This is a genomic window from Paractinoplanes ovalisporus, from assembly GCF_016834655.1.
In the GTDB taxonomy this organism is placed as follows: domain Bacteria; phylum Actinomycetota; class Actinomycetes; order Mycobacteriales; family Micromonosporaceae; genus Actinoplanes; species Actinoplanes ovalisporus.
The window spans coordinates 38,402-63,313 of record NZ_JAENHP010000037.1; the positions used below are offsets into that span (position 1 = coordinate 38,402).

Below are 24,912 nucleotides of genomic sequence, written 5' to 3' on the forward strand. Positions count from 1 at the left end.
CCGGCCTGCCTGATCGGCCGGTTCGCGTAAGGCGGTCAGTCCACGTAGAGGCAGAAAGGATGGCCGGCCGGGTCGAGGAAGACCCGGACGTGCTCCTGCGGCTGGAAGCCGGCGAGCGTCGCACCCGCTTGGGTGGCATGCGCGCTCGCCGCTTCCAGATCCTCGACGCGGATGTCGAGGTGCACGCTCATCTGCGGTTCGCCCGGGCGCGCGGGCCAGACCGGTCGTACGTAAAGCTTCTCGGTCTGGAACGACAACCCGGCGCCGCCTCCCGGAGCGCCGAGCACCACCCAGTCCGTCTCGTCCTGGGTCGCGCTCCAGCCCAGCAGCCGCTGATAGAAGGCGGCCAGTTCGCGGGCATCGGGCGCGTCCAGCACTACTCCCGTCATGGTCATCTGCGGCCGTTCGTCCATGACGAACGCCCTACCCAGATAGTGACGGTTCTATACCGCTGCGTGCACGACCTCGCCTCTATGCCGGCGCTTGCACGAGCTCGCCTCTATACCGCCGCCTGCACGACCTCGCCGATCACCACGACGGCCGGAGGGCGGATGCCCGCCTCGGTGACCGCCGCCGCGACCTCGCCCAGCGTGCTGCGCAGGGAACGCTGGTGGCTGGTCGAGCCCTCCTGGACGACGGCGGCGGGGGTGCCGGGCGAGCGCCCCTCGGCGATCAGCCGGTCGGCGATCTTCGGCAGGTTCTTCAGGCCCATCAGCACGACCAGGGTGCCGCGCAGGCGGGCCAGGGCCGGCCAGTCGACCAGCGAGTCGGCGTGGTCGGGCGGAATGTGCCCGCTGACCACGGTGAACTCGTGCGCCACACCGCGGTGGGTGACCGGGATGCCGGCCAGCGCGGGCGCGGCGATCGAGCTGGTCACGCCGGGCACGACGAGCACCGGGACGCCGGCCTCGGCGCACGCGATGGCCTCCTCGCCACCGCGACCGAAGACGAACGGGTCGCCGCCCTTGAGCCGCACCACGAACTTCCCCACGAGCGCGCGCTCGACCAGGATCCGGTTGATCTCCTCCTGCGCCGCGGCCGGCCCGTACGGGATCTTGGCGGCGTCGACGAATTCGACCTCGGGCCGCAGCTCGCCCAGCAGCATGCCGGGCACCAGCCGGTCGGCGACCACCACGTCGGCCGCGGCCAGCAGGCGGCGGCCCTTCACGGTGATCAGTTCGGGGTCGCCCGGGCCGGCGCCGACCAGGGCCACGCCCTTGTGCTCGGGGGCAGCCGGCGGGCTGCTCTCCAGGGCGTGCGCGACCAGGTCACGGACGGCCATCGCGCGCCGCCGGTCGCCACCGTCGGTCACCGCCACGGTGACCTGCCCGTGCCGGGTGACGGCGGGGGTCCAGGCCGTCGCGGCGTCACGGTCGTCCGCCCGTACGCAGAAAACCCGGCGCTCCTCGGCGGCCGCGCTCACTGAGGCGGCCGCCTCCGGGTCGTCGATCGCGACGTGCACCAGCCAGGCGCCGTCGACGTCGGACGGTTCGAACCGGCGTTCGCTCCAGGTGGCCCGGCCGGCGTCGACCTGGCCGCGCAGGGCCGGCGTCAGCTCGGGCGACACGATCTCGACCACGGCGCCGGCAGCGAGCAGGGCGGGCACCCGGCGCGTAGCCACGGCTCCGCCACCGACCACCAGCACGCGGCGGCCGGCCAGTTTGAGCCCGAGGGGATAGATGCTCATTTCTCGGACACTCCTGCTTCCACCGCGCCCGGCATCTCCGGCGCGCTCGTTCCTCCGAAACGCCCGACCGCCCGCGTGCCCACTCCTCCGGCACGCCCGACCTCCCGCGCCCTCGTTTCTCGGGGACGCCCGACCGCCCGCGTGCCCACTCCTCCGGCACGCCCGACCTCCCGCGCCCTCGTTTCTCTGAGACGCCCGACCGCCCGCGTGCCCACTCCTCCGGCACGCCCGGCCTCCCGCGCCCTCGTTTCTCTGAGACGCCCGACCGCCCGCGTGCTCATTTCTCGGACACCCCGGCTGAGTCGAAGGTCGCGACCTCGTGCAGGACGCGGACGGCGGCCTCGACGACCGGCAGGGCGAGCGCGGCGCCGCTGCCCTCGCCGAGGCGCATGCCCAGGTCGAGGAGCGGTTCGAGGCCGAGGTGGGCCAGTGCGACCGAGGCGCCGGGCTCGGCCGAACGGTGCCCGGCGACCATCGCGGCCACCGCGTCGGGGGCGAACGCGGCGGCGGCCAGGGCGGCCGAACCGGCGATGACGCCGTCCACGACCACCGGGATCCGCAGCGCGGCCGCGCCCAGGATGAAACCGGTCAGCGCGGCGTGTTCGAGGCCGCCGACCGTGGCCAGCACGCCGAGCGGGTCGGCCGGGTCGGGCCGGTGGAGGGCGAGGGCGCGGCGGACGACGTCGACCTTGTGCTCGAGCATGGCGTCGTCGATGCCGGTGCCACGGCCGGTCGCGAGGGCCGGGTCGGTCGCCGTGAAGACGGCGGTCAGGGCGGCCGCCGGAGTCGTGTTGGCGATGCCCATATCGCCGGTGATCAGGCACTTCGCGCCCGAGGCGACCAGGGCTCGGGCGACGCCGATGCCCACCTCGACGGCGGCCAGCGCCTCGTCGCGGGTCAGCGCCGGGCCTACGGAGAGGTCGCGGGTGCCGCGGCGGATGTTCGCGTCGAGCAGGGTGGCGCCGCCGTGCAGCGGCACGCCCACGCCGACGTCGACGACCATCACGTCGGCGCCGACCTGGCGGGCGAAGGCGTTGACGACGGCGCCGCCGGCCACGAAGTTCGCCACCATCTGGGCGGTGACCTCCTGCGGCCACGGGGTGACGCCCTGGGCGTGCACGCCGTGGTCACCGGCGAAGACGGCCACCGTGGCCGGGGTGGGCCGGGGCGGCGGGCATGTGCCGGCCAGGCCGGACAGGCGTACGGAAAGCTCCTCGAGCGCACCCAGCGAACCGGCCGGCTTGGTGAGGCGGGCCTGCAGATCGCGGGCCGCGGCCATGGCGGTCTCGTCAGCCGGCTTGATCGCGGCGAGAGTCTCGGCCAACGCGGCGCCCAGCTCCGGCGCGGCCCCCGGCTCCGGCGTGGCGCCCAGCTCCGACGCGGCGCCTGGCTCCGACGCGGTGCCGGCGGACGGCTGCTCCGAGTCGGCGGTCACGGGCGGCTGCTGCGGCTCGGTGGTCACGGGCGCTCCTCCAGCACGGTGGTCAGGGTGTCGACGAAGGCGTCGGTGGTGGCAGTGTCGCGCACCGCGATCCGCAGCCAGTCGGCGCCCAGCCCCGGAAACGTGTCGCCACGGCGGACCGCGTAACCACGTTCCCGCAGCTCAAGACGGATTTTGTCGGCGCCTTCCAACCGTACGGAAACAAAAGCGCTCGCCGGATCGCCCGCGACCGTGAGGTTCGGCACGTGCCGCAGCCTCCGCACCAGGTGGACGCGCTCGTCGGCGAGGCGGGACGCGATCTCCCGTTCGGCCGCGACCGCCACCGGGGACGCGCAGGCGATCGCCGCGGCCAGCGCCGGCGTCGAGACCGCCCACAGCGGCTGCGCGGTGGCCAGCCGGGGCAGCAGGTCACGGGGGCCGAGGAGATAGCCGATGCGCAGACCGGCCAGCCCCCACGTCTTGGTCAGGCTGCGCAGCACGACCAGGCCGGGCAGGTCGGTCCGACCGGCCAGCGACTCGGGCTCCCCGGCGACACCCTCCCGGTGGGTGGTGTCGGAGAACGCCTCGTCGACGACGAGCACGCGGCCGGGGCGGGCCAGCTTCGCGATCTCGGCCGCCGGGTGCAGCACCGACGTGGGGTTGGTGGGGTTGCCGACGAAGACCAGGTCGGAGTCGCCGGGGACGAGCGAGGCGTCGAGGCGGAAACCATGCTCCTCGGGCAGCAGCACCCGGTCGACCTCGTGGCCGGCGTGACGCAGGGCCGCCTCAGGCTCGGTGAACTGCGGGTGCACGACGACCGGGCGGCGGGCGCCGCGCAGGGCCTGGGCGAGCAGCACGAAGGCCTGGGCCGCACCGGCCGTGAGCAGGACCTCGCGCGGGTCACGGCCGTGGCGCCGGGCCACGGCGGCGGTGGCGGCGGTCGCGTCCGGATAGGCGGCGAGGTCGTCCAGCGACTGCCGCAGGGGCTCGGCCAACCAGGCCGGCCGGGGCTCGTGACGCACGTTGACCGCCAGATCGATCAGACCGGCGCCCACCTCCGCGTCGCCGTGATGGCCGAGGTCGACAGTCATGGCCTCAGCATGCCCGACCCGATCGGCGTCTTACTTTCGGCCGATCCGTGCGGATATGAAGGTCTTTGTCATACCTTCATTAGGTGGCAGCCGGAAAAGTCGCACCCCTCGTCCGTGCCGGCCTGATCGCGGGTCTCGTGATCGCCGGTCTCGCCTACCCCCTCGCCGCTCTCGCCGGACTCGGCGTCAAGGCGGGCACCGAGGCTCTTCAGGGCCTGCCCGAAGAGCTGATCGAGGTGCCGACCGCCCAGACGACGTACGTCTATGCCAAGGACGGCCGGACGCTGCTCACGATGTTCTACGAGGAGCACCGGAAGCCGATCAGGATTGCCGACATGTCCCCGTACATCACCCAGGCGATCGTGGCCTCCGAGGACACCCGCTTCTATGAGCACAACGGGGTCGACGCCAAGGGTGTGGCCCGCGCCTTCGTGGCCAACCAGAAGGCCGGCGGAGTGTCACAGGGTGCGTCCACGCTGACCATGCAGTACGTGCGGATGGCGCTGCGGGACGGCGCGCAGACCCCGAAGGCGGCGCTCGAGGCGACCGAGCAGACCACCCAGCGCAAACTGCGCGAGATGCGGATGGCCATCGAGCTCGAGAAGCGCATGAGCAAACAGGAGATCCTGGAGCGTTATCTGAACGCGGCGTACTACGGCCACCGGGCGTACGGGATCTTCGCCGCCTCTCAGGTCTTCTTCTCGAAGCTGCCCCGCGATCTCAACCTGACCGAGGCCGCGCTGCTGGCGGGCCTGGTCAAGGCGCCGTCGGCCTACGACCCGGCGACCCAGGACCGGCAGGCCGCCACCAGCCGCCGCAACTACGTGATCGACCAGATGCTCAAGATCAAGGCGATCACTCCGGCCCAGGCGTCCGACGCCAAGCGGGAGCCGATCAAGCTGAAGCTGAGCTCACCGCCGAACGACTGCATCAGCATCGCCGACAAGCGCAACGACTGGGGCTTCTTCTGCGACTACTTCAAGTCGTGGTGGAAGGACCAGCCGGCGTTCGGCACCAACCCGATGGAGCGGGAGGAGAACCTGCGCCGCGGCGGGTACCGGGTGATCACTTCGATCGACCCGAAGGTGCAGGCCTCGGCCATGAAGCACATCCTCGACAAGGAGAAGCGGCGCAGCCGGATCGCGCACGGCCAAGTGATCATCGAGCCCGATACGGGCCGGGTGGTGAGCATGGCGGTGAACCGGCGCTACTCGCTCGACCAGCGCGACAACGAGAAGCACAGCCGCTACCGCCACGCCAAGGGCAACTATCCCAACACGGTGAACCCGCTGCTCGGCGGTGGGACGATGGCCGGCTACCAGGCCGGCTCGACCTTCAAGATCTTCACGATGCTGGCCGCGCTGGACGAGGGCATGCCGCTGAGCACGTCGTTCTACAGCCCGCCGCGGTTCTACTCGAAATACATCACGGCGCCCGGGCCGGCGACCTGCGGCGTGCACTGGTGCCCGAAGAACTCGTCGCCCTCGATGACCGGCGACCAGACCATGTGGAGCGGCTTCAGCAAGTCGGTGAACACGTACTTCGTGCAGCTCGAGCAGAAGGTGGGCGCGGACAAGGCGGTCAAGATGGCCGAGCGGCTGGGCCTGCGCTGGCGCACCGACATCGACCGGAAGCTGGCGTCGCCCGAGCACGCCGAGGGGTGGGGCGCGTTCACGCTGGGCGTGAGCGACGTGACGCCGATCGAGATGGCCAACGTCTTCGCCACGCTGGCCGCCGAGGGCAACTACTGCCAACCTCTTCCCGTACGGGCGATCAAGAACCGTGACGGCGCCGAAGTCACCTACAAGGGCAAGGCGGTGGCCGCGCCCCGATGCCACCGGGCGGTCACTGTCGATGTCGCCCGGGCCGCCACCGACGCCGCCCGATGCGTCACCGGTTATGGCGCGGCCCGGGGCAGCTGCGGTGGGTGGGGCACCTCCGAGATGGTCTACTCGACGTTGAAGCGCCCGATCGCCGGGAAGAGCGGGACGACCGACAGCAACAAGTCGGCCTGGTTCTGCGGCTTCACCCCGCAGCTGGCGGCGGCCGCCTTTGTGGCCGACCCCGACAACCCGGAGAAGAACGTCGGGTCGAACCGGTCGACCACCTCGAAGTTCACGGTGGCCGAGACGCTCAAGGACGCGCTGAAGGGGCAGCCGAAGGCCAAGTTCACGCCACCCTCGGACGATCTGGTGTCGCGCTGGGGCAGCCGGGACCGCGACCGTGACCGCGACGAGGATCGCGATCGCGACCGTGACGAGGACCGCGACCGGTCGGGCAACGATTCGGACGACTGACCCGTGCTTCCGGTGCCGGCGCAGTTCTCATCGCGCTGGCGCCCTTGTCGCACGACCGCCTCTTGACCGCGCCACCACCTCTTGACCCCGCGACCGCCACTTGACCCCGCGACCGCCTCTGTTGACCGCGACGCTGCCGCCGGTCGTTACGCGGCCGGCGCTTCTATGTGGCGGCGACGGGGTGGGCGCCAGCTCGCGTCGCGGCCGGCCAGGGCCAGCGCCTCATCGAGCAGGGTGGCCTCGTCGCCGAGTGACGCCCGCGGACCGAACAGGCCGGGTGTCCCCTCCTCGGGACCCTCGGCCAGGAACTCGATCAGGATCTCGAGGGTGCGCGGGTCGGCGAAGTATTCCTGACCGGTGGCGCGGGCCAGGTCCCAGCTGTGCATGATCAGTTCGTTCATGGCGACGTGGCCCAGGGCCGCGGCCGGCATGGTGACACCGCCGGCCTGGGACGTGCCGGTCCAGGCGGCCGGGTCTTTCCAGGCGTTGGCGAGATCTTCGAGCAGGACCGGCAGGCGGCTGCGCCAGTGACGGGACAGGTGCTGCGCCGAGGGGGCGGGCGCGGTCTGCGTCTCGGGGACGTCGACCCGCTTGTGGGCGGCCTGGGTGAAGGCCACGGACAGACCCATCAGATGATCGAGGAGGGTGGCGACGGTCCACTCGGGACAGGGCGTGGGATTCGACAACTCACCGTTGTCGACACCGAGCAACAATGCCCGCAGCACCCGGACCGGGGGGTCGAAATCCAGAGGAACACGATCGGCCACGGCCATCCTCCTTCGCGTCGTACCTGTTAACACCACGTTACGGCCGGGGTGCGACAGTTTCCCGCTCGCTGAAGGGCGTTTTCACGGATGCTTCCCGGCGCCGCGCATTTTCGCACGTCGATCTTGCACATCTGCGATGATCTTCAGGATGTGGTGATGTCCACGGTGTCGTTCAGGTTGGGCTCGGGAGCCTGCTTGACCAGGGGCGGCGCCGCGGTCGGAGGCATCGGCCGCAGGGGCACGGGCGGCAGCAGCTGCGCCGGGCCGGAAATCGCGGCCGAGACCACCCGCTTGGCGATCTCGGGCGCGGCCGCCCAGTGCAGGCCCAGCTGCGAGGCGTGCACCTGACGCCAGACGAAACCCTCCGGGTTGCCGCCCGACCACGTCCAGGCCGGGATCGCCCCCGCACGCGGCGTGACGATGGCCCGGTGCTGCTTGTAGCCGGTGATGCGGGCGCCGGCCGGAGCCAGCGGCGATGTGGAAGGCGCGGTCGCCTCGCGGTAGCCGGCCACGGTCTGGTCGCCGGTGACCGCGGACGCGTCGAGCACGGCGCACATCGGACGCCCGTCGAAGTCGCGGCCCAGCCACGGCAGGGCCACCCCCTCGGCGATCACCGGCCAGCCGTCGGCGGCGAACTTGGCCACCGTGTTGCACAGCCGGCGGTTCGCGGACAGCTCCTCGGCGTAGCCCTCGGGCAGGCCACCGCCGACGACCAGGGCCCGGGTGCCGGGCGGCAGGCACTCGTCGCGCAGCGGGTCGACCACGGCCACGTCGGCGCCGGCCGCGGTGAGCAGTTCGGCCGTTTCGACGTACGTGTAAGGAGCCCCCGGCCCGCCGGCCAGCGCGACCACCGGACGCTGCTCGAACACCTCAGCGCCGGCCGCCTCGGACGGAGTCCAGATCGGGCCCGGAAGCGGGGGCGCGGAGTTGGCCAGGGCCATGATGCGGTCGAGGTCGAGACCGGCCGAGACGGCCTCACCCAGCCGGCGTACGGCCCGGCTCGCCTCGACCGTACGGTGGGCGACCGGCACCGGGCCGTGAGCGCGGGCCGGCAGCACGTTGGGCAGGTCACCGCGGCGCAGCGAGCCCAGCACCGGCATGCCGATGTCGTCGAGGGCCGTCCGCAGCATCTGCTCGTGGCGCGGGGAGGCGACCCGGTTGAGGATCACGCCGCCCAGATGCACCATCTCGTCGAACATGCGGAAGCCGTGCACCAGCGCGGCCAGCGAGTGGCCCATCGAGGCGACGTCGACGACGAGCACGACCGGCGCGTGCAGCACGGCGGCGACCGCGGCCGTGCCGTCGATCTCGGGCTGACCGGTCAGCGAGTCGAACAGGCCCATCGCGCCCTCGATCACCGAGATCTGCGCGCCGGACGAGCCGTGCAGGAAAAGCGGAGCAATACGCTGCGCCCCGACCAGGCGCGGATCCAGGTTGCGGCCGGGGCGGCCGGCGGCGAGACCGAGGTACGCGGCGTCGGTGTGATCCGGGCCGACCTTGAACCCGGCCGACGGGACGCCACGGGCCGCGCACGCCGCGAGCAGGCCGACCGCGATCGCGGTCTTGCCGTGCCCCGAGGCGGGGGCGCTCACGACCAGGCGGGGCTGGGCGCTCATCAATGACTCTCCCGGTGCGTGTATCGCCTGCTGTCGACTGCCGGAGTGGGACAGTACCCGGCGCAGGCGGTGGCCACCCGGGCGACGGGTAGCCTCGTTGCGTGTACCGCTTCCTGCTGAGCCCTCGCTGGCTGGCCGCGGCCGCGCTGGCGGTGGCCGCCGCGCTGGTCATGGTGCTGCTCGGCAACTGGCAGTTGAGGCGCTACGAGGAACGCAGCGCGATCAACGACCGGATCGACGCCGCAGACTCCGTGGCGGCCGTCCCGCTCACCTCCACGCTGAGCCGCCCGACAGTCTCCGGAGCCGCCGGCGGTGCCCCCGGCAAAGACCTGGCCTGGACAAAGGTAACCGTCACGGGCACGTACGACCCCACCCACGAGATCCAGGCGCGCGGCCGCACGGTCGACGGCGACGTCGGGTTCGAGATCGTGACCCCGCTCGTCCTGGCCGACGGAACGGCCGTGCTGGTCGACCGGGGCTGGGTGCCGGCCCCGCCCGGCGGCGCCCTGGCCCCGCCCGTGGTGCCACCCGCGCCGACGGGCGAGGTGACGGTGGTCGGCCAGATCCACCTGTCGGAAAGCCGACCCGCCCCGGTCGAGCAGCGCAACGGCCGCCTGGACACCCGCCGCATCTCCCTGTCCCGCCTGGCGCCGGAAATGCCCTATCCCGTGTACGGCGCCTACGTGCTGCTCACCTCCCAGACGCCCCCGGGCGACGCGGCCTTCCGGCAGATCCCGATCGACCACGAGGACTCGTGGCAGAACGGCGGCTACGCGGTGCAGTGGTGGTTGTTCGCGCTGATGGCGCTGGCCGCCTACGTGTATTACGCCCGCAAGGAGGCCCGCGGAGGCGAGCCGGCCCGCGCGAAGTCCCCGGCCGACCGCCCCCGCTCCCCCGGCGGCGACCGCGTCGAGGAGGCCGACCGGCGCCGCGCCGCCGCTTCCGGCGACCGGGTGGAAGAGGCCGACCGTCGTCGCGCCGCCCCCTCGGGCGACCGCGTGGAGGAGGCTGACCGGCGTCGCGCCGCGGCCGTCAAGACGTCAGGCGACCGCGTCGAGGAGGCCGACCGCAAGCGCGCCGCAGCAGCGGCCGCGAAGGGTGACCGCGTCTCCGACGCCGACCGAGCCCACAAGGATTGATCCAGCGCTCGCGGCCCGAGCTCCGGGGTGCGGGGTCAGGCGGAACGCTACTCGGGTGGGGTGTGGCCGCCGATCGCGCGGACGGTGTCGATGGTGTCGGCCTCGGCGGCGGGCTTGTCGTCTCGGTAGCGCAGGACGCGGGCGAAACGGAGGGCGACGCCGCCTGGGTAGCGCGGGGAGGTCTGGACGCCGTCGAAAGCGATCTCGACCACCTGGACGGGGCGGACACGCACGACCCAGCCGTCGTCGCCGGTGGCCAGTTCCTGGAAGCGTTCGGTCTGCCAGCGGAGCAGTTCGTCGGTCAGGCCCTTGAACGTCTTGCCGAGCATGACGAACCCGCCCGTTTCGGGATCGCGGGCGCCTAGGTGCAGGTTTGACAGCCAGCCCTTGCGACGGCCGTGACCCCACTCGACGGCCAGCACGACGAGGTCGAGAGTGTGGCGGGGTTTGACCTTGACCCAGGCCGAGCCACGGCGGCCCACGTCGTAGGGGGCCTCGGCGGCCTTGATGACCACGCCCTCCTGGCCTGCCGCCAACGCTGCGGCGAAGGCTGCGGCGGCCTCCTCCTCGCTGGTCACGGTGGTGCGGCCGACGATCAACTCGGGTGGCAGGGCTTCGGCCAGCGCCTGCCAGCGCACGCGGCCCGGCTCGTCGAGCAGGTCGGTGCCGTCGAGGTGGAGCACGTCGAAGAAGAACGGCACGAGGGCGAGACGGTCGGCCGCGGCGGAGGCAGACTTGCGGCCCGCGGCGGGCGCGGATTGCCGGCCCGCAGCGGCTCCGCGGGTGGCGGCGGCTCCGCGGGTGGCGGCCCGGCTCGACGTCTCTTGGAACGGCCGAGGGCGACCGGACGCGTCGAGAGTCATCGCCTCGCCGTCGAGCACCGCCTCGCGCAGCGGGAGCTTGCGGACGGCCTCGACCACCTCGGGCATGCGGGCCGTGATGTCGTCGAGGCTGCGGGTGAAGACGGCCACCTCGTCGCCGGAGCGGTGAACCTGGATGCGGATGCCGTCGAGTTTCACGTCGACGGTTGCCGGCGATCCGGTCGCCAGCAGCGCGGCGCCGACGTCGGGCGCGCTCTGAGCCAGCATCGGCGTGAGCGGGGTGCCGACCCGCAGGTGGATCTCGGCCAGCGCGGCGGCGCCCCCGGCGAGTGCGGCGACGGCGACCTGCTTGAGATCGCCCGACAGCAGCAGCGCCCGCCGGACCGCGGTGAGCGGCACCCCGGCCGCCTTGGCGATGGCGTCGGCCAGCAGCCCGGACTGGGCGCCCTGGCGGAGCTCGCCGCTGAACAGGCCGACCAGAAGCCGCTGCTCGTCGGCCGTGGCCGCGCCGAACAGGGCGGCGACGAGCTCGCGCCGCTTGGCCTGGGAACCCGCCCCGGCCACCACGGAGATGTCAGCGATCAGCGCGTCGACCATGCCCACGGTGAGGCTGGCCTCGGCCGCGGGCGCCGGACGCTCACGCAGGCTGGCATAGCCCACGCCGGTCTGCCGTTGCCGCAGCTCACCGGCGAGATAGGCCGACCCGGGCGCGATCTCATCCGGGTCGAGCCGGCGCAGCGCGTCGGCCAGCAGCTCGATCTTCGCCTTGCGCCCCGAGGTCGCCGCCACGGCCGCCGAGGTCGCCGCCAGGTCAAGGAATCGCACTCCCACATCCTGGCAGCACCCCCTGACATTTTCCGCCCGAGAACCACCCCCGACCTGCACCTCTCGCCCCGCAGCGACAGCCGAAGCCAGAATCCAACGCGAGCAAGGCGCCGGAGATCACCCCAGCGCCCAGCGCCCAGCGCCCAGCGCCCAGCGCCCAGCGCCCAGCGCCCAGCGCCCAGCGCCCAGCGCCCAGCGCCCAGCGCCCAGCGCCCAGCGCCCAGCGCCCAGCGCCCAGCGCCCAGCGCCCAGCGGAAGTCTGGCAAGGAAGAGCGGAAAGCCGAGCCAGCCCGCGCGGACCAGCGGCGACGGAGAGAAGCAGCACGCGAACCAGCGGAAGGTCGCTGCGGGTCAGGCCGCTTTCGGCTCGGAGATGCGGAAACCCCGGGCGCGGACCGCGTCGGCCACGCGAGCCACCTGGGCGTCGATCGCGCACAACGTGGCCGAGAGGTCTTCGAGGTGGTCGGTGAGCGCGCCGTCGTCCCAGTCCGAGACGTCGACACCGTCCATGGCCCGGACGGCCGCCCGCAGGCGGGCGATGGACTCGAGGCGGTCGTGGGAGCGCAGGCGATCGATTGTGTTGCGCGGCGCGGCCAGCTTGGGTCGCACCACCAGGGACACCGAGGCGGGCACATCGTTCGAACGCATGTTCGATATCCTAACAGGACGCGACGGCGCCCCGCACCAACTTGCTCTGCGTGACCAGCCAGACAGAAACGCAGCGTGACCAGCGGTAAGACGCAGAGTGGCGGACCGAACTCAGCTCCGCATCAGTGCGGGAAAGACCCCGGCGGCCTCGTCCACAGCGGCCTCGGCGGCGACGAACCCGTCAGGCCGCACCAGATAGAGCCGCCCCGCCCGAAGACCCGTCGGCTCGGGCGCGGGCGCGAAGACGTGCACCGCCACACCGAGGTCGGGGACATCCGTGGCGGCCACTCCCCCGTACGCATGGATCTGCCACTTGAGATCGCGCAGCACCGCGAAGTTGCCCCCGGCCCACGGCAGCCGCCGCCCGACCACGGGATCACGTCGCCCACCGGCCGCGGCCTGCGCGTTCGGCGTCATCCAGTAGTGGATGCGGATCTGCGAGACGTACTGGAAGAGCCGGGACCCGCCCGACCCGCGGGGAACGAACCGGACGCCGAGGGGTGCGATCAGCGGCACGACCAGGCGGCGCAACGCCCGGGTCATCGGCCGCTGCGAGGTCACCGCCCCGAAGATCCGGTCGGTGGTGCTCACCAGTGTGCGGGCCACCGGACGGCGCTCGGCGTCGTAGCGGTCGAGCCACGCGTCCTTGCGGCGTCCCTGCAGCACGTCGGCCAGCTTGAAGGCCAGGTTGTGGGCGTCCTGCAGGCCGGTGTTCATGCCCTGCCCGCCGACCGGCGAGTGCACGTGGGCGGCGTCACCGGCGAGCAGGAAAGGCCCGTCACGGAACGTCGCCGCCACCCGGTGGTGCACCTTGTACGTGGCGAACCAGCGCGACTCGGCGTACGTGACCGCGAAGTCTTTGATCTTGGGGCGCACGTCTTCCTCGGTGAGGCGGCCGTCGCCGTCCTCGTCGCGGACCAGGCCGATCAGGCGCCACGCGTGCCGGCCGCGCATCGGGAAGCCGAGCAGGAAGTCGGAGCTCCCGGCTCGTACGTTGATCGCGTTCTCGACCAGGCCGGCCACCCCGAGCGCGTCGATCACGTAGAACTGGTGGGGGTTGGTGATGCCCTCGAAGGCGATGCGCCGCGCCTTGCGGACGGCCGAGTTCGACCCGTCGCAGCCCACGCAGAAGCGGGCCCGGACGGTGTCGTTGCCGACCTTGGCCTCGATGCCGTTCTCGACCTGCTTGACCGCCGTCACCGGCGTCTCCCAGCGCACGTCGGCGCCGAGTTTCTGCAGGTTCTCGTAGAGGATCTCCTCGTTGCGGCTCTGCTCGAGGATCTCGATGTACGGATAGGGCGTGCGGTCGCCGCCGAGCGGGCCGAGCGGGATGCGCCCGAACGCCCGGTCGCCGAAGCCGGGTGCGAGCGCGTCGGCCCGGCTGGCGGCGTCGAGCACCTGGTCGGCGAGACCGAGCTGGTCGTAGATCTCCAGGCTGCGGGCCTGGACGACCAGGGCCCGCGACTCGCGCGTCGGCCCTTCCTTGCCGTCCGCGACGATCACGTCGACCCCGAGTTTGACCAGCCAGTTGGCGAGCATGAGCCCGGTCGGACCCGCGCCCGCCACCAGCACGTCACACGACAGCTCGGCCATCGGCCGCCCCTTACTTCGTCGAAAGAGACTCCGCCACGTTCTTGAGGAGCAGGGCCTCGGCGACACAGACGCGTTCGAACTCGCCGAGGTGCAGGCTCTCGTCCGGGCCGTGGGCGCCCGAGTACGGGTCTTCCACGCCGGTGACCAGGATCGCGGCCTGCGGGAACAGTTCCTGGAAGGTCGCGATGAACGGGATCGAGCCGCCCACGCCCATGTCGACCGGGGCGGTGCCGTCCCACGCCGAGCGGAAGGCGGCGCGCGCGGCCTCGTACGCCGGACCGGTCGCGTCGATCACGCAGGGCGAGCCGTCGCTCTCCAGGGTCACCTCGACCTGAGCGCCCCACGGCACGTGCTTCTCGAGGTGGGCGCGCACCGCCGCGTACGCGGACTTGGGGTCGTCGCCGGGAGCCAGCCGTACGGAAATCTTGGCTTTGGCCGCAGGCTGCAGTGCGTTGGCGGCCTCGAACGTGCGCGGCGCGTCGATGCCGAGCACCGAGATCGACGGCTTGGTCCAGATGCGGTCGGTGATGGTGCCCTGGCCGACCAGTTCGACGCCGTCGAGCATGCCCGCCTCGTGCCGGAAACGGTCGGCCGGGTAGTCGACGCTCGCGCCCTCACGACCGACCAGCCCGTCGACCGCGACCTCGCCGGTGTCGTCGTGCAGGGTCGCGAGCAGGCGGGCCAGGGTGGTCAGGGCGTCGGGCACCGGGCCGCCGAACATGCCGCTGTGCACCGCGCTCTTGAGCACCTTGACCTCGGCGAACAGGTTGACCAGGCCACGCAGCGAGGTGGTCAGGGCGGGCTGCCCGATGTCCCAGTTGCCGGAGTCGGCGATGACGATCACGTCGGAGCGCAGCTCGTCGCGGAACTCCTCGATGATCGCGTCGAGCGAGTCGGAGCCGTATTCCTCCTCGCCCTCGACGAACACCACCACGCCCACCGGCAGCTGGTCGCCGAACGCGCGCAACGCCGCCACGTGGGCCATCACGCCGGCCTTGTCGTCGGCGGCGCCGCGGGCGTAGAGCCGGCCGTCACGCTCGACCGGCTCGAACGGGTCGCTCGTCCACAGCGCCGGGTCACCCGCGGGCTGCACGTCGTGGTGGGCGTAGAGCAGCACGGTCGGCGCGCCCTCGGGGGCGGCCCGGCGACCGATCACGGCGGGCTGGCCGCCGCGCTTCACGATCTGCGTGTCGAGGCCGCAGCCGCGCAGCAGCTCGGCCACCGCCTCGGCCGACCGCTCGACGTGGGAGTGGTCGAAGCCCTCGAACGCGATGCCCGGAATGCGGACCAGCCGCTCCAGGTCGGCACGGACTCCGGGCATCTCCCGCGCGATCGCGGCGCGCAGATCGGTCTCACTCAACGTCATATGAGTGATCCTAAGGCTCGTTCAGTTGTCGTCGTTGTCCTGACGACCACGGCGTGACGCGTCACCCATCCACCCGCGGGCACCCCGGGCGGCCGATCCGGCCAGGTCAGCGGCGCCGTCACCGAGCTTGCGGAGCAGTCCGACGAGCGGATCCTGCGAATTGTTGAACGTTTCGCGGTACGAGTTGGCGGCCGCCTTGACGTCGTCGGTGACCGAGGCGTCGCCGTCGCTGTCGCGGCGCGGGTAGTCGCCGCCGAGAATTTCCGCGTACGCCCCGGAGTCGATCCACTTGCGCAGTTCGGCGGCCCGGGCGACCGGGAAGGGGTGGGTGCTCCACGCCGTCATGCCGATCTTGTGGATGCTGTCGCGCAGGTCGCCGCCGCTCTCGTACTCGGCCGCCTGCTCGAGGAAGGCCGCGGTGTCGATCTGCGAGAGGTCGCCGCCGCCGGCCAGCTTCATCAGCAGGCGGGTCGAGGCGGCCGGGTCCTGCCCGGCGAGCAGCCCGGCGCGGTCGGCCGACAGCTCGGCCTTGCGCCACCACTCGAACATGGCCGCGATGATCGCCCGCAGCGCGATGGCGCCGACCGGCAGCCAGCTCAGGTTGGCGGCCCAGCGGGTCAGGATCATCATGATCGTCTTGTAGACCGCGTGGCCGCTGCGGACGTGGCCGATCTCGTGGCCGAGCATCGCGCGCAACTCATCGTCGTCCAGGCGCTCGAGAGCGCCGGTCGTGACCACGATGAACGGTTTGTCGAGGCCGATCGCGGACCCGTTGATGATGGGGTCCTGAGTGACGTAGAGCTCGGGCAGCTCGACCACGTCGAGGGTGGTGGCGGCCTCGGTGAAGCGCTGGTAGACCCGCGGGTATTGCCGGTGGTCGACGCGGATCGCCCCGGCCAGGAACTGCAGCCGGAAGCCGCGCTCGTTCCACATGCCGAAGAACGTCTTGACCACGTCGTCGAAGCCGCGCAGCTCGCGCAGGGCGGTCAGCGCGCCCCGGTCGGCGGGGTGTTCCCAGGCCCGCGAGCTGATGCCGGTCAAGGTGACCCGCCGGCGTACCGGGCGGTTCTCTTCGTCGGTCATCGTGGAAGTCCCTTCGAGAGGAAATAACCCTGCACGGCCTGGTGCGCACCGTCGACGATCAGATCCGCGCACGCGGCCGTCTCGTCCACGGCGAAGTGCGCGTCCTCGGCGGCCCGCCAGCGCCCAAGGTACTTCCGATACGCAACACTGTCGTCCCCGTCGCGGGCGATCGCGCGGTCCCAGCGAAGTCGCGCCGGGGCGTCGACGAACACGACGAAGGAAAGTTCGGGACGAATCTCACGCCGCGCCACGCTGACACCCTCCAGCACGACGGCCGCGACGGGTGGCACCACGATCGGCGTACCGGAAAAATCACCCTTTTCCCAGTCGAAGCTCCGATAGGTCGCCGCCCGCCCTTTCCTCAGCGGATCGAGCACTTTTTCTTCCAGCCGCGCCCAGAACATGAACTGGTCGTCCCAGCCATTGAGCAGGTCGTCGGTGTGCACGACCGGGGCGCCGAGCGCGTCGGCCAGCGCGTCGGCGAACCGCGTCTTGCCCGCGCCGCTCGGCCCGTCCACGGCGATCAGGCGCGTCCCGCCGAGCCGGGGTTCGAGCCCCGTCACGGAAGCGGCCAGGTCGTCGAACCGCTGCTCAGGCACGCGTCGGCGCCCCCGGCGGCAGGAACGGCAACCCCGGCGGCGGTCCGTTCTCGATCAGAAAACGGAGCGCGGCCGTGTCGACATGCTCCTCGATCAGATCGCCCAGCAGGTCAAGGGCCTGATCCCGTACGGCGGAGAACCGGGTTGCCGGAGCCACGGTGAAGCCATGCCGGCCCGCCTGACGCGCGGCCAGCGTGAGGAACCGGCGGCGGAACTCGTCGGACTCGAAAGCGCCGTGCCAGTGGGTGCCGAAAATGTTGCCTTCGATCGCACCCTCGGGCCGCCCATCGGCGTACCGGAGCAGCGGTTTTGTTGTTGATCGGGAGACGACGCCGTGGTGGATCTCGTAACCCGAGACGGGCGCGCCGAGCGCCTCACCGCGCGGGCGCGCGAGCGTCTTGATCTTCTCGAAGGCGATCTCCAGGGGCAGAAGACCCATTCCCCGTACGGTCCCCCGGCCGCTCTCGACCTCGTCGTGGATCGTCTCGGCCAGCATCTGGAAGCCGCCGCAGATGCCGAGCAGCGGTTTCCCGGCGGCGGCGTGCACGGCGATCGCGTCGGCCAGACCGGTCTCGCGCAGCCAGGCCAGGTCGGTGACGGTCGCCTTCGAACCCGGGATCACCACCAGGTCGGCGTCGAGAATCTCGGCCGGATCGACGCTCAGGCGGACGCGCACCCCCGGCTCGGCCGCCAGCGCCTCGGCGTCGGTCGCGTTCGAGATTCGGGGCAGCCGCACGACAACAACCCGGAGCCATTCTTTCCCGTACGGGTTTTTCGCGCGCCCAAGCACATTCTGATAGGCCAGCGAATCCTCGCCATCCACCCAGACGCCCTCGTGGAACGGCAGCACACCGTGCACGGGCCGTCCGGTGGTGGCGGTGATCATGTCGAGCCCCGGCTGGAGAATCGGCAGGCTGCCCCGGAACTTGTTGACCACGAACCCCGCGACAAGCGCCTGGTCCTCGGCGCTGAGCAGCGCGACGGTTCCGAGGAAGGCGGCGAAGATCCCACCGCGGTCGATGTCACCGACGACGATCGCCGGGAAGCCGGCATGCCGGGCCAGACCCATGTTGACGAAGTCGCCGTCCCGCAGGTTGATCTCGGCCGGGCTGCCCGCCCCTTCACAGATCACGGCGTCGTACTCGGCTCGCAACTCGGCCAGCGCGGCGTACGCGACCTCGGCCAGCCGTGGCTTGATCGACCGGTAGTTGCCGGCCATAACCGTGTCGACGGCCTGACCCATCAGCACGACCTGGCTGGAACGGTCGCTGCCCGGCTTGAGCAGAACCGGGTTGAAGCGCAGGTCAGGGACCACACCGGCGGCGGCCGCCTGCATGGCCTGGGCGCGGCCGATCTCCCCGCCGCGGCCGTCCGGTCCGACCACGACGACCGAGTTGTTCGACATGTTCTGGGCCTTGAACGGGGCCACTTTGACGCCGTTGCGGTGCAGCCACCGGCAGATACCCGCCGTGACGATGCTCTTACCGGCGTCGCTGGTCGTGCCCGCGACGAGCAGTCCCCCGCTCATCGGCGCGCGGCTCCCCGCAGCAGCGCGATCCCGGCCGCGATCCCGGCGGCGGCGACTCCGACCGTGCCCGACACGCGGGCGGCGCGCCGCAGGTGAGCGGCCGAGGGCCGGGGCCCGTCCCCCAGGAACGGCCGGGTCTCGCTGCGTCCGAAATAGACGTTGCGACCCCCCAGCCGTACGCCCAATGCCCCCGCCATCGCCGACTCACACTGCCCCGCATTGGGCGAGGGGTGATCGTTGCGGTCGCGGCGCCAGACCCGCGCCGTCTCCCGAGGTGACCCACCCGCCACCGGCGACGCTCCGATGGTCAGCGCACCCGTCAGCCGGGAGGGCAGCAGATTGAGCCCGTCATCCAGCCGGGCCGACGCCGTCCCGAACCGCGCATACCGCGCCGACCGGTGCCCCACCATCGCGTCGAGGGTGTTGGCGGCCCGATAGGCGAGCAGCCCCGGCAGCCCGAACACCCCACCCCAGAAGAGCGGTGCGACAACGGCATCCGACGTGTTCTCGGCCACCGACTCCACAGTGGCCCGGGCCAGCTCCGCCTCGTCGAGCCCCGAGGGATCCCGCCCGCACAGATGATTGAGGCGCCCCCGCGCCGACGCGAGATCACCGCCGTCCAGGTGCCCGGCCATGGTCCGGGATTCCCGCCGGAGGGTCCGCCCACCCAGAACGGTCCAGGTCACACCGGCCACAAGCACGGTCCGCGCGAGCGGCGCCCGCTTGGTGGCCGCGGCCGCCGCCACACCCGCCAGGGCCGGCACCCCCACCGCAAGCGCCGTGAAGGCCGCCCCCGACCAGCGGTTGTCCCGATAGATCCGCTTCTCGAGGGCCGAGGCCGCCGTCCCGAATCCGGCTACCGGATGAAACCGCCGTGGATCCCCGAAGACCGAGTCGAGCAGATAGCCGGCCGCCAGTCCCGCCGCGTCCGCCGTGCCGGCCCGTCCCGCGGCTCGCCCCCAGGCCCGCGCCGCCGCCCCAACCGCAGTGCCCGCCGCCGTAGCCGCCGCCCCAACCGCGGTGCCCGCCGCCGTAGCCGCCGCGCCGACCCAAGATCCAGCCGAGCGGGCCGCGCGCCCTTTCCGAGCCCCCAACCAGGGCCCCGCCCCCGCCCCCGCCACGCCTTGGTTCCTTTCGAAGATCGAATGGGTTCGACTACACGATCATGTACGCAGGTCGCAGACCCATACCGGGATTTCCGGCGTTCCGGGCACCGGGCCGTCCGGGATCGGCACCGGGTCGAACTCGCCCCAGACGATCGCGCCCGGTGCGCGGTCCTCCAGGAACTCGACGACGATCGCCTGCAGATCGTCCGTCGCCTTGTAGGGCTCCACGAACGGCAGCTCGTCCCGCCCGCGGGACGCCGTCGAGCAGCGCAACTGCCCCGCCTGCAGGTCGTGCCACACATAGAACGTCGCCGGCCCGGCGTGCGCCATGGCGGCCACCTGCCCCCGTAACTGCTCGACCGTCTCCTCGAAGGCGTTGACCACCTCCTCGGCCGACAGGCCCATGCGCTCGTGCGGCGGAGCGCCGAACCAGCTGGTGTTGGCGGTCTCGGTGTCCTGGTCGTGCGGCGCGAGCACCAGTGTCTCGCCCGCGATCGCGCGGATCTCCTTCAACAGCACGCGACCCAGTCTGCCGGTCCACCCCCTCCGGGGACCAACCGGGCAGGTCGGCCGGGCGGCCCAATAGACGGGCACGATCGGACCACCCCATACGGGGGGTCGTGTCAGCCGTACGTTGGACACAGGCCCCTTGGCACTTGAGATCAACAGCAGCGTGACCTGGTCCTACTCCAAAACGCCAAGTCAAGCCGCTACGCGAACTCGATGACGGGCGGCGTGCGTCCAGGGGGTGGTCCGGCCGCCGCGCGACGGCCGGACCAGGGAAACGGCGTCAGGCGGCGACGGGCTCCTTCCGGCTCCGGCGGGTGCGGCGGGACGGGGTGGGCTCGGCCGCGGTCAGACGTTCGACCTCGAGAGCGATCTCCTCGTCGGTCGGCGACTCGCCGGAACGCGACTCGTCGGAAGACGACTCACCAGAAGGCGACTCATCGGAGGGCGACTCGTCCGACTTGGCCGCCGCCTCGATCTCGGCGAACGCGGGAGCCTCCTCGGACGGCACACCCTCGCCGAAGAAGGACGGGGCATCCTCGATCGGCACCGGCATCGTGGGCTCGCCACCCACGAAGACCTGTTCGTCGATCGCGCCCGCACCCTGGTCGGGGGTCGTGCGGTTGCGGGTGAACCGGCCCCGGCCACGGGCCAGGTCGTGGCCGATCGAATACGCCTCCATCTCGTACGAGATGCGGTTGTTGCCGTTGTCGTCCTTCCAGTCGCGGGTGTAGAGCCGCCCGTAGACGATGACGGGGTCGCCGACCGAGAGCGACGAGATCACGCCCTCGGCCAGCCGGCGCCAGGCCGTCACGCGGATGCGCAGGCTGTTGCCGTCGACCCAGTCGTTGATCTCGCGGTCGAAGCGGCGGGCGGTGGACGCGATCCGGAAGTTGGCGACGACCGAGCCGGAGTTCTCGAAGCGGCGCCATTCGGGAGCGACCAGCACGTTGCCCACGACGACGAGGTTGGTGTCGAACACTTGGTGACCTCCAAGGTTGTGTCGGTGAGGCCAGAAGCTTCGCGCCCGGCGGCGGGGCGGCGGGGATCTCAGGCGGCGGCCTGTGGACAACCCACGGGCCTGTGGAAAACGGCCACGGCCTGAGGATTTCTGATATGGCGAACGCGTACTGGTCGGTAGCCTGGGGCGCGTGGAGATCGACGTCCTGGGACCGCCCTACGAGCGGCACACGATCGAGCTGGGCAGCGACGACGAAGGCGCGGTGGTGGCCACGCTGGTGCGGCGGCGGGCCGACGTACCGTCGCGCCGGGCCGTTCTATACGTCCACGGGTTCGTGGACTATTTCTTCCAGACCCATCTGGCCGATTTCTTCGTCGAGCGGGGCTGGGATTTCTACGCCCTCGATCTGCGCAAGTACGGGCGGAGCCTGCTCCCGCATCAGACGCCGAATTTCGCGCGCAGCCTCACCGAATACTTCCCGGAGCTGGACGAGTCGGTGCGCATCATCCGCGAGCAGGACGGCCACGACCAGCTGCTGGTCGCCGGCCATTCCACCGGTGGTCTGATCACGTCGTTGTGGTCACACGCGCGGCAGAAGCAGGGCCTCATCGACGGCCTCTTCCTGAACAGCCCGTTCTTCGATTTCAACGTGCCCTGGCTGGTGCGGCGCCCGCTGATGGCGGCGACGATCGCGGCCACCCGCCGTACGCCGTACCGGAAGATCCCGATGTCGTCACTGGGCCTGTACGGGGAGAGTCTGCACAGCGACCACCGTGGTGAGTGGACGTATGACTTAGCGTGGAAGCCGGTTCTCGGGTTCCCGGTCACGACCGGCTGGCTCGAGGCGATCCGTCGAGGTCAGCGGCGGTTGCGGGCCGGGCTGGGCATCGACGCCCCGGTTCTGGTCGCCTGTTCCACCCGTACGTTCCGTGGTCGCGCCTGGCACGACGATCTCCGTACCACCGATTCCGTGCTCGACGTCGACCACATCGTGCGATGGGCGCCGCGCCTGGGCCCACGGGTCACGATCGCCCGTTTCGACGGCGGCATGCACGATCTGACGCTTTCCGGCAAGGACGTACGGGTCGAGGTGTTCCGCGAACTGGCCCGCTGGGTCGACGCTTTCCTGCCGCCCACGGGAACGCCGGAGGTGGAGGTTCCGCCGGCGCCGGAGGATAAGCAGGGGGTCTGACCGAGCGGGAAAATCCGAATGATTCCGCATATGGATTGCTATCGTTCCCGGCATGCTCGAGGAGCGCGATCCACCGCCCGACCCGGCCGGTTGCCGGAGCCTCGACGAATTGGCCGCCGCCCTGCGTTCGCTGAAGGCGTGGGCGGGCGATCCCTCGTACGACACGATCACGAGGCGCGTCAATGCGGGATTCGCGCCGGCGGGCCGGGGCACGGTCGTCGACTGTTTCCGCGACGGCCGCCGCCGGATCAATCCCGAGCTGGTGGTCGCCGTGGTGGCGTCGCTGCACGACGACGACGTCTATCTGGCCCGCTGGCGCCAGGCGATCCGGGTCACGCTGGCGGAGCGGGAGGCGGCGGCCAACGTACGGGTCCTGGCCGGTCTGCCGAGTGACGCGAACTCGTTCGTCGGCCGCGAGCCGCACCTGGCCTCGCTGGAACGGGCGGCGGGTGTCTGTGTGATCACTGGGATGGCCGGTGTGGGCAAGACTCAGCTCGCCGTTCACGCTGGTCACCGCCGTACGGGGGAAACGAAGCTCTTTGTCGATCTGCGCGGCTTCCACCCGGACGAGAGCCAGCCGCCGGCCGAACCGGGCGCCGTGCTTGATGGCTTTCTGCGTGCCCTCGGAGTGCCCGCCCGGCAGATTCCGCACGATCTGAACGCGCGGTCGGCGCTGTTCCGCGATCAGGTCGCCGGCCGTCAGGCGCTGGTGATCCTCGACAACGCGGCCGACGAGGAGCAGGTGCGCCCGCTGCTCACCCCCGACGCGTTGACGCTGGTCACGTCGCGGCGCGACCTCAGCGGTCTGGGGCCGGCGACCCGGATCGACCTCGACGTGTTCTCGTCGCGGGAGGCGTCCGAACTGCTGTCCGGGGCGACGCCGTCGGAGGGTGACCGGGCGGCGGTCGAGCGGGTCGCGCAACGGTGCGGTTATCTGCCGCTGGCGCTGAGGGTGGTCGCCGGTCAGATGGCCGCGACGCCCGGCTGGTCGGTGGCTGATCACGCCGACCGGCTCGACGAGCGGCACCGCAACCAGCGCATCGACGACGGCGTACAGCTGGCTCTGCAGCTTTCCGAGCAGGGACTTCCTGAGCGCCGGCGGATCCTGCTGCGGCGGCTGGCCGGTCATCCGGGTCAGGATCTCGACGTGTACGCGGCGGCCGCGCTGCTCGACGCGGAACTCGACGAGACCGAGGAACATCTGCGCCGTCTCACGGCCGAACACCTGATCCAGCAACCCGTGCCCGGGCGTTTTGTGCTGCACGATCTGGTGCGGGCGTACGCGGCCGACCGCGCCGCCGACGAGGAGCGACCGGCTGACCGGCAGGCGGCGCTGACCAGACTTTTCGACCTTTTCCTGTACGCCGCCTCGGCCGCGATGGACGCTCTGCACCCGGCCGAGAAGCATCGCCGTCCCGAGCTCGAACCTCACGCCGTACGGGCGCCGGATCTTTCCGACCCGAAGGCCGCGCTGCATTGGCTCGACACCGAACGGGCGACGCTGGTGGCCATCTGCCTGCACGCGGCCCGCAACGGATGGCCGTCATACGCGGTCCGCCTGGCCGCGACGATCTATACGTATCTCGACAACGGTGGCTATCCCGCCGACGCGATCGCGGTGCATTCCGAGGCCCGGCACGCGGCGGCCCGTTCCGGCGACCTTGCCGGGGAGGCGAACGCGCTGGTCAACCTGGCCGTGGTGCACTGGCAGCTGGGCCGGCACCCCGAGGCGCTGGAACAGCTGACCGAGGCGCTGGCCCTGTTCCGGCGTCTCGGCGACGGCCGCGGCCAGGCGCGGGCGCTGGGCAATCTGGGCGTGGTGCACAACGTGTTCGGCAATCATGAGGCCTCGGCGGCGCATCACGCGCAGGCTCTGGACCAGTTCGCCGAGATCGGCGACCGCGTCGGCGAGGCGAACACGCTGACCAACCTGGGCGACGTCTACCTGCGGATGGGCCGCCCGTCCGACGCGGCCGACCACCACCGGCGGGCGCTGGCCCTGTTCCGCGACCTGTCCCACCGCGGCGGCGAGGCCACGGCGCTGACCAACCTGGGCGACGCCGACACCCAGCTCGGAAACCACGCGGCGGCGCTCGATTCGTACGACAAGGCCGTAGCGATCTTCGGCGAGCTGGGCGAGCGCTACGGGCAGACGTGCGCCCTGAACGGCCGGGGCGAGGCCTTGTCCGCGGCGGGCCGGAGTGAAGAGGCGTTGACCACCTTTACGGTCGCTCTGGGCACGGCCCGCTTGATCGACGACCCTTCCGAGCAGGCCCGCGCGCATGCCGGTTTGGCCGCGTTGCACGAGGCCGCCGGCGACACGGAGGCCGCGGCCCGCCACCGGCCGCCGTATCCGCTTGACGCAGTTGTTGACGTTCCGCCAACATAGCCGTTCGGCCCGCCGCCCCCGGACGGCTGGTTCCCCCTGGGGCGCCCTCGGCAAGATAAGCTGTGGACCCCATGCGCTCGTAGCTCAGCGGATAGAGCAACGGACTTCTAATCCGTCGGTCGCAGGTTCGAATCCTGCCGGGCGCGCTTTTGTGATGTCTCAGGACATCGGAATAGCCTGAACCTGCGTTTCGCAGGTTCAGGCTTTTTGTTTGGTGGGTGTGGGTCCGGGTGGGCGTCCGGTGGGCTGGTAGTCGCGTCGGGGGTCGATGGTGAGC

The 24,912-nt window shown here is 71.5% G+C and carries 19 protein-coding genes, 1 tRNA gene and 1 pseudogene; 5 read left to right on the forward strand and 16 right to left on the reverse strand.

All coding sequences use genetic code 11. The features are described from left to right. Positions 1 to 35 precede the first annotated feature (35 nt). The 4 genes from JIG36_RS49490 to cobC form a co-directional block, all read right to left on the reverse strand. Positions 36 to 413: a VOC family protein gene (locus JIG36_RS49490; RefSeq protein ID WP_236050028.1), complete on the reverse strand. Its 378-nt coding sequence runs from the start codon at positions 411 to 413 to the stop codon at positions 36 to 38. 86 nt (positions 414 to 499) lie between these two features. After that, positions 500 to 1,687, reverse strand: coding sequence for a uroporphyrinogen-III C-methyltransferase (cobA, locus tag JIG36_RS49495; protein WP_203383905.1), 1,188 nt, complete (start codon positions 1,685 to 1,687; stop codon positions 500 to 502). Between the two features lie 277 nt (positions 1,688 to 1,964). Then, the gene (gene cobT / locus JIG36_RS49500) at positions 1,965 to 3,011 is read right to left on the reverse strand and encodes a nicotinate-nucleotide--dimethylbenzimidazole phosphoribosyltransferase (protein WP_268919961.1); all 1,047 of its coding nucleotides are present in this window, start codon (positions 3,009 to 3,011) and stop codon (positions 1,965 to 1,967) included. 134 nt (positions 3,012 to 3,145) lie between these two features. Next, complete coding sequence (gene cobC, locus JIG36_RS49505; protein WP_203383906.1) at positions 3,146 to 4,198, reverse strand: Rv2231c family histidinol phosphate aminotransferase CobC; 1,053 nt, start codon at positions 4,196 to 4,198, stop codon at positions 3,146 to 3,148. Positions 4,199 to 4,281: 83 nt separating this feature from the next. Between cobC and JIG36_RS49510 the strand changes: the two genes are divergently transcribed. Then, positions 4,282 to 6,495 (forward strand): transglycosylase domain-containing protein, encoded by a 2,214-nt coding sequence (locus JIG36_RS49510; RefSeq protein ID WP_203383907.1) that lies wholly within the window; start codon positions 4,282 to 4,284, stop codon positions 6,493 to 6,495. A 146-nt stretch (positions 6,496 to 6,641) separates the two neighbouring features. On the opposite strand, the gene JIG36_RS49515 is transcribed toward JIG36_RS49510, so the two are convergent. Together JIG36_RS49515 and JIG36_RS49520 are read right to left on the reverse strand one after the other, a co-directional pair. Beyond that, a complete protein-coding gene (locus JIG36_RS49515; RefSeq protein WP_236050029.1) occupies positions 6,642 to 7,268 on the reverse strand; it encodes a TIGR03086 family metal-binding protein in 627 nt (208 codons plus the stop codon). A gap of 137 nt (positions 7,269 to 7,405) precedes the next feature. Further along, complete coding sequence (locus JIG36_RS49520) at positions 7,406 to 8,878, reverse strand: cobyrinic acid a,c-diamide synthase CobB (RefSeq protein ID WP_236050030.1); 1,473 nt, start codon at positions 8,876 to 8,878, stop codon at positions 7,406 to 7,408. Positions 8,879 to 8,979: 101 nt separating this feature from the next. Here JIG36_RS49520 and JIG36_RS49525 point away from each other — a divergent pair. Next, positions 8,980 to 9,774: pseudogene (locus tag JIG36_RS49525) on the forward strand (SURF1 family cytochrome oxidase biogenesis protein); the annotation flags it as partial. A 290-nt stretch (positions 9,775 to 10,064) separates the two neighbouring features. On the opposite strand, the gene JIG36_RS49530 reads toward JIG36_RS49525, so the two are convergent. From JIG36_RS49530 to ssb, 10 genes are all read right to left on the reverse strand, one after another. Then, entirely contained in the window at positions 10,065 to 11,663 is a 1,599-nt protein-coding gene (locus JIG36_RS49530; RefSeq protein WP_203383910.1) for an ATP-dependent DNA ligase, read from the reverse strand. A 351-nt stretch (positions 11,664 to 12,014) separates the two neighbouring features. Continuing rightward, complete coding sequence (locus tag JIG36_RS49535; protein WP_203383927.1) at positions 12,015 to 12,311, reverse strand: hypothetical protein; 297 nt, start codon at positions 12,309 to 12,311, stop codon at positions 12,015 to 12,017. Positions 12,312 to 12,422: 111 nt separating this feature from the next. Next, entirely contained in the window at positions 12,423 to 13,904 is a 1,482-nt protein-coding gene (locus JIG36_RS49540) for an FAD-dependent monooxygenase (protein WP_203383911.1), read from the reverse strand. A gap of 10 nt (positions 13,905 to 13,914) precedes the next feature. After that, positions 13,915 to 15,270 carry a dipeptidase gene (locus tag JIG36_RS49545; RefSeq protein WP_203383912.1) on the reverse strand — a complete coding sequence of 452 codons (1,356 nt, stop codon included), beginning with the start codon at positions 15,268 to 15,270 and terminating at the stop codon, positions 13,915 to 13,917. Between the two features lie 21 nt (positions 15,271 to 15,291). Continuing rightward, positions 15,292 to 16,353: a M48 family metallopeptidase gene (locus tag JIG36_RS49550; RefSeq protein ID WP_203383913.1), complete on the reverse strand. Its 1,062-nt coding sequence runs from the start codon at positions 16,351 to 16,353 to the stop codon at positions 15,292 to 15,294. Then, a complete protein-coding gene (locus JIG36_RS49555; protein WP_203383914.1) occupies positions 16,350 to 16,952 on the reverse strand; it encodes a uridine kinase family protein in 603 nt (200 codons plus the stop codon). Before JIG36_RS49555 ends, JIG36_RS49550 begins: the two co-directional genes overlap by 4 nt. Continuing rightward, complete coding sequence (locus JIG36_RS49560; RefSeq protein WP_203383915.1) at positions 16,945 to 18,480, reverse strand: cobyric acid synthase; 1,536 nt, start codon at positions 18,478 to 18,480, stop codon at positions 16,945 to 16,947. The genes JIG36_RS49555 and JIG36_RS49560 overlap by 8 nt, the downstream gene beginning before the upstream one ends. Beyond that, the gene (locus JIG36_RS49565; protein WP_203383916.1) at positions 18,477 to 19,574 is read right to left on the reverse strand and encodes a cobalamin biosynthesis protein; all 1,098 of its coding nucleotides are present in this window, start codon (positions 19,572 to 19,574) and stop codon (positions 18,477 to 18,479) included. Before JIG36_RS49565 ends, JIG36_RS49560 begins: the two co-directional genes overlap by 4 nt. 69 nt (positions 19,575 to 19,643) lie before the next feature. Beyond that, positions 19,644 to 20,105: a hypothetical protein gene (locus JIG36_RS49570; RefSeq protein WP_203383917.1), complete on the reverse strand. Its 462-nt coding sequence runs from the start codon at positions 20,103 to 20,105 to the stop codon at positions 19,644 to 19,646. A gap of 271 nt (positions 20,106 to 20,376) precedes the next feature. Then, positions 20,377 to 21,075 carry a single-stranded DNA-binding protein gene (gene ssb / locus JIG36_RS49575; RefSeq protein WP_203383918.1) on the reverse strand — a complete coding sequence of 233 codons (699 nt, stop codon included), beginning with the start codon at positions 21,073 to 21,075 and terminating at the stop codon, positions 20,377 to 20,379. Positions 21,076 to 21,244: 169 nt separating this feature from the next. Between ssb and JIG36_RS49580 the strand changes: the two genes are divergently transcribed. From JIG36_RS49580 to JIG36_RS49590, 3 genes are all read left to right on the forward strand, one after another. Further along, positions 21,245 to 22,246 carry an alpha/beta hydrolase gene (locus JIG36_RS49580; RefSeq protein WP_203383919.1) on the forward strand — a complete coding sequence of 334 codons (1,002 nt, stop codon included), beginning with the start codon at positions 21,245 to 21,247 and terminating at the stop codon, positions 22,244 to 22,246. A 52-nt stretch (positions 22,247 to 22,298) separates the two neighbouring features. Then, the gene (locus JIG36_RS49585) at positions 22,299 to 24,635 is read left to right on the forward strand and encodes a tetratricopeptide repeat protein (RefSeq protein WP_203383920.1); all 2,337 of its coding nucleotides are present in this window, start codon (positions 22,299 to 22,301) and stop codon (positions 24,633 to 24,635) included. Between the two features lie 73 nt (positions 24,636 to 24,708). Then, positions 24,709 to 24,781, forward strand: a tRNA-Arg gene (locus JIG36_RS49590). Positions 24,782 to 24,912: the final 131 nt, after the last annotated feature.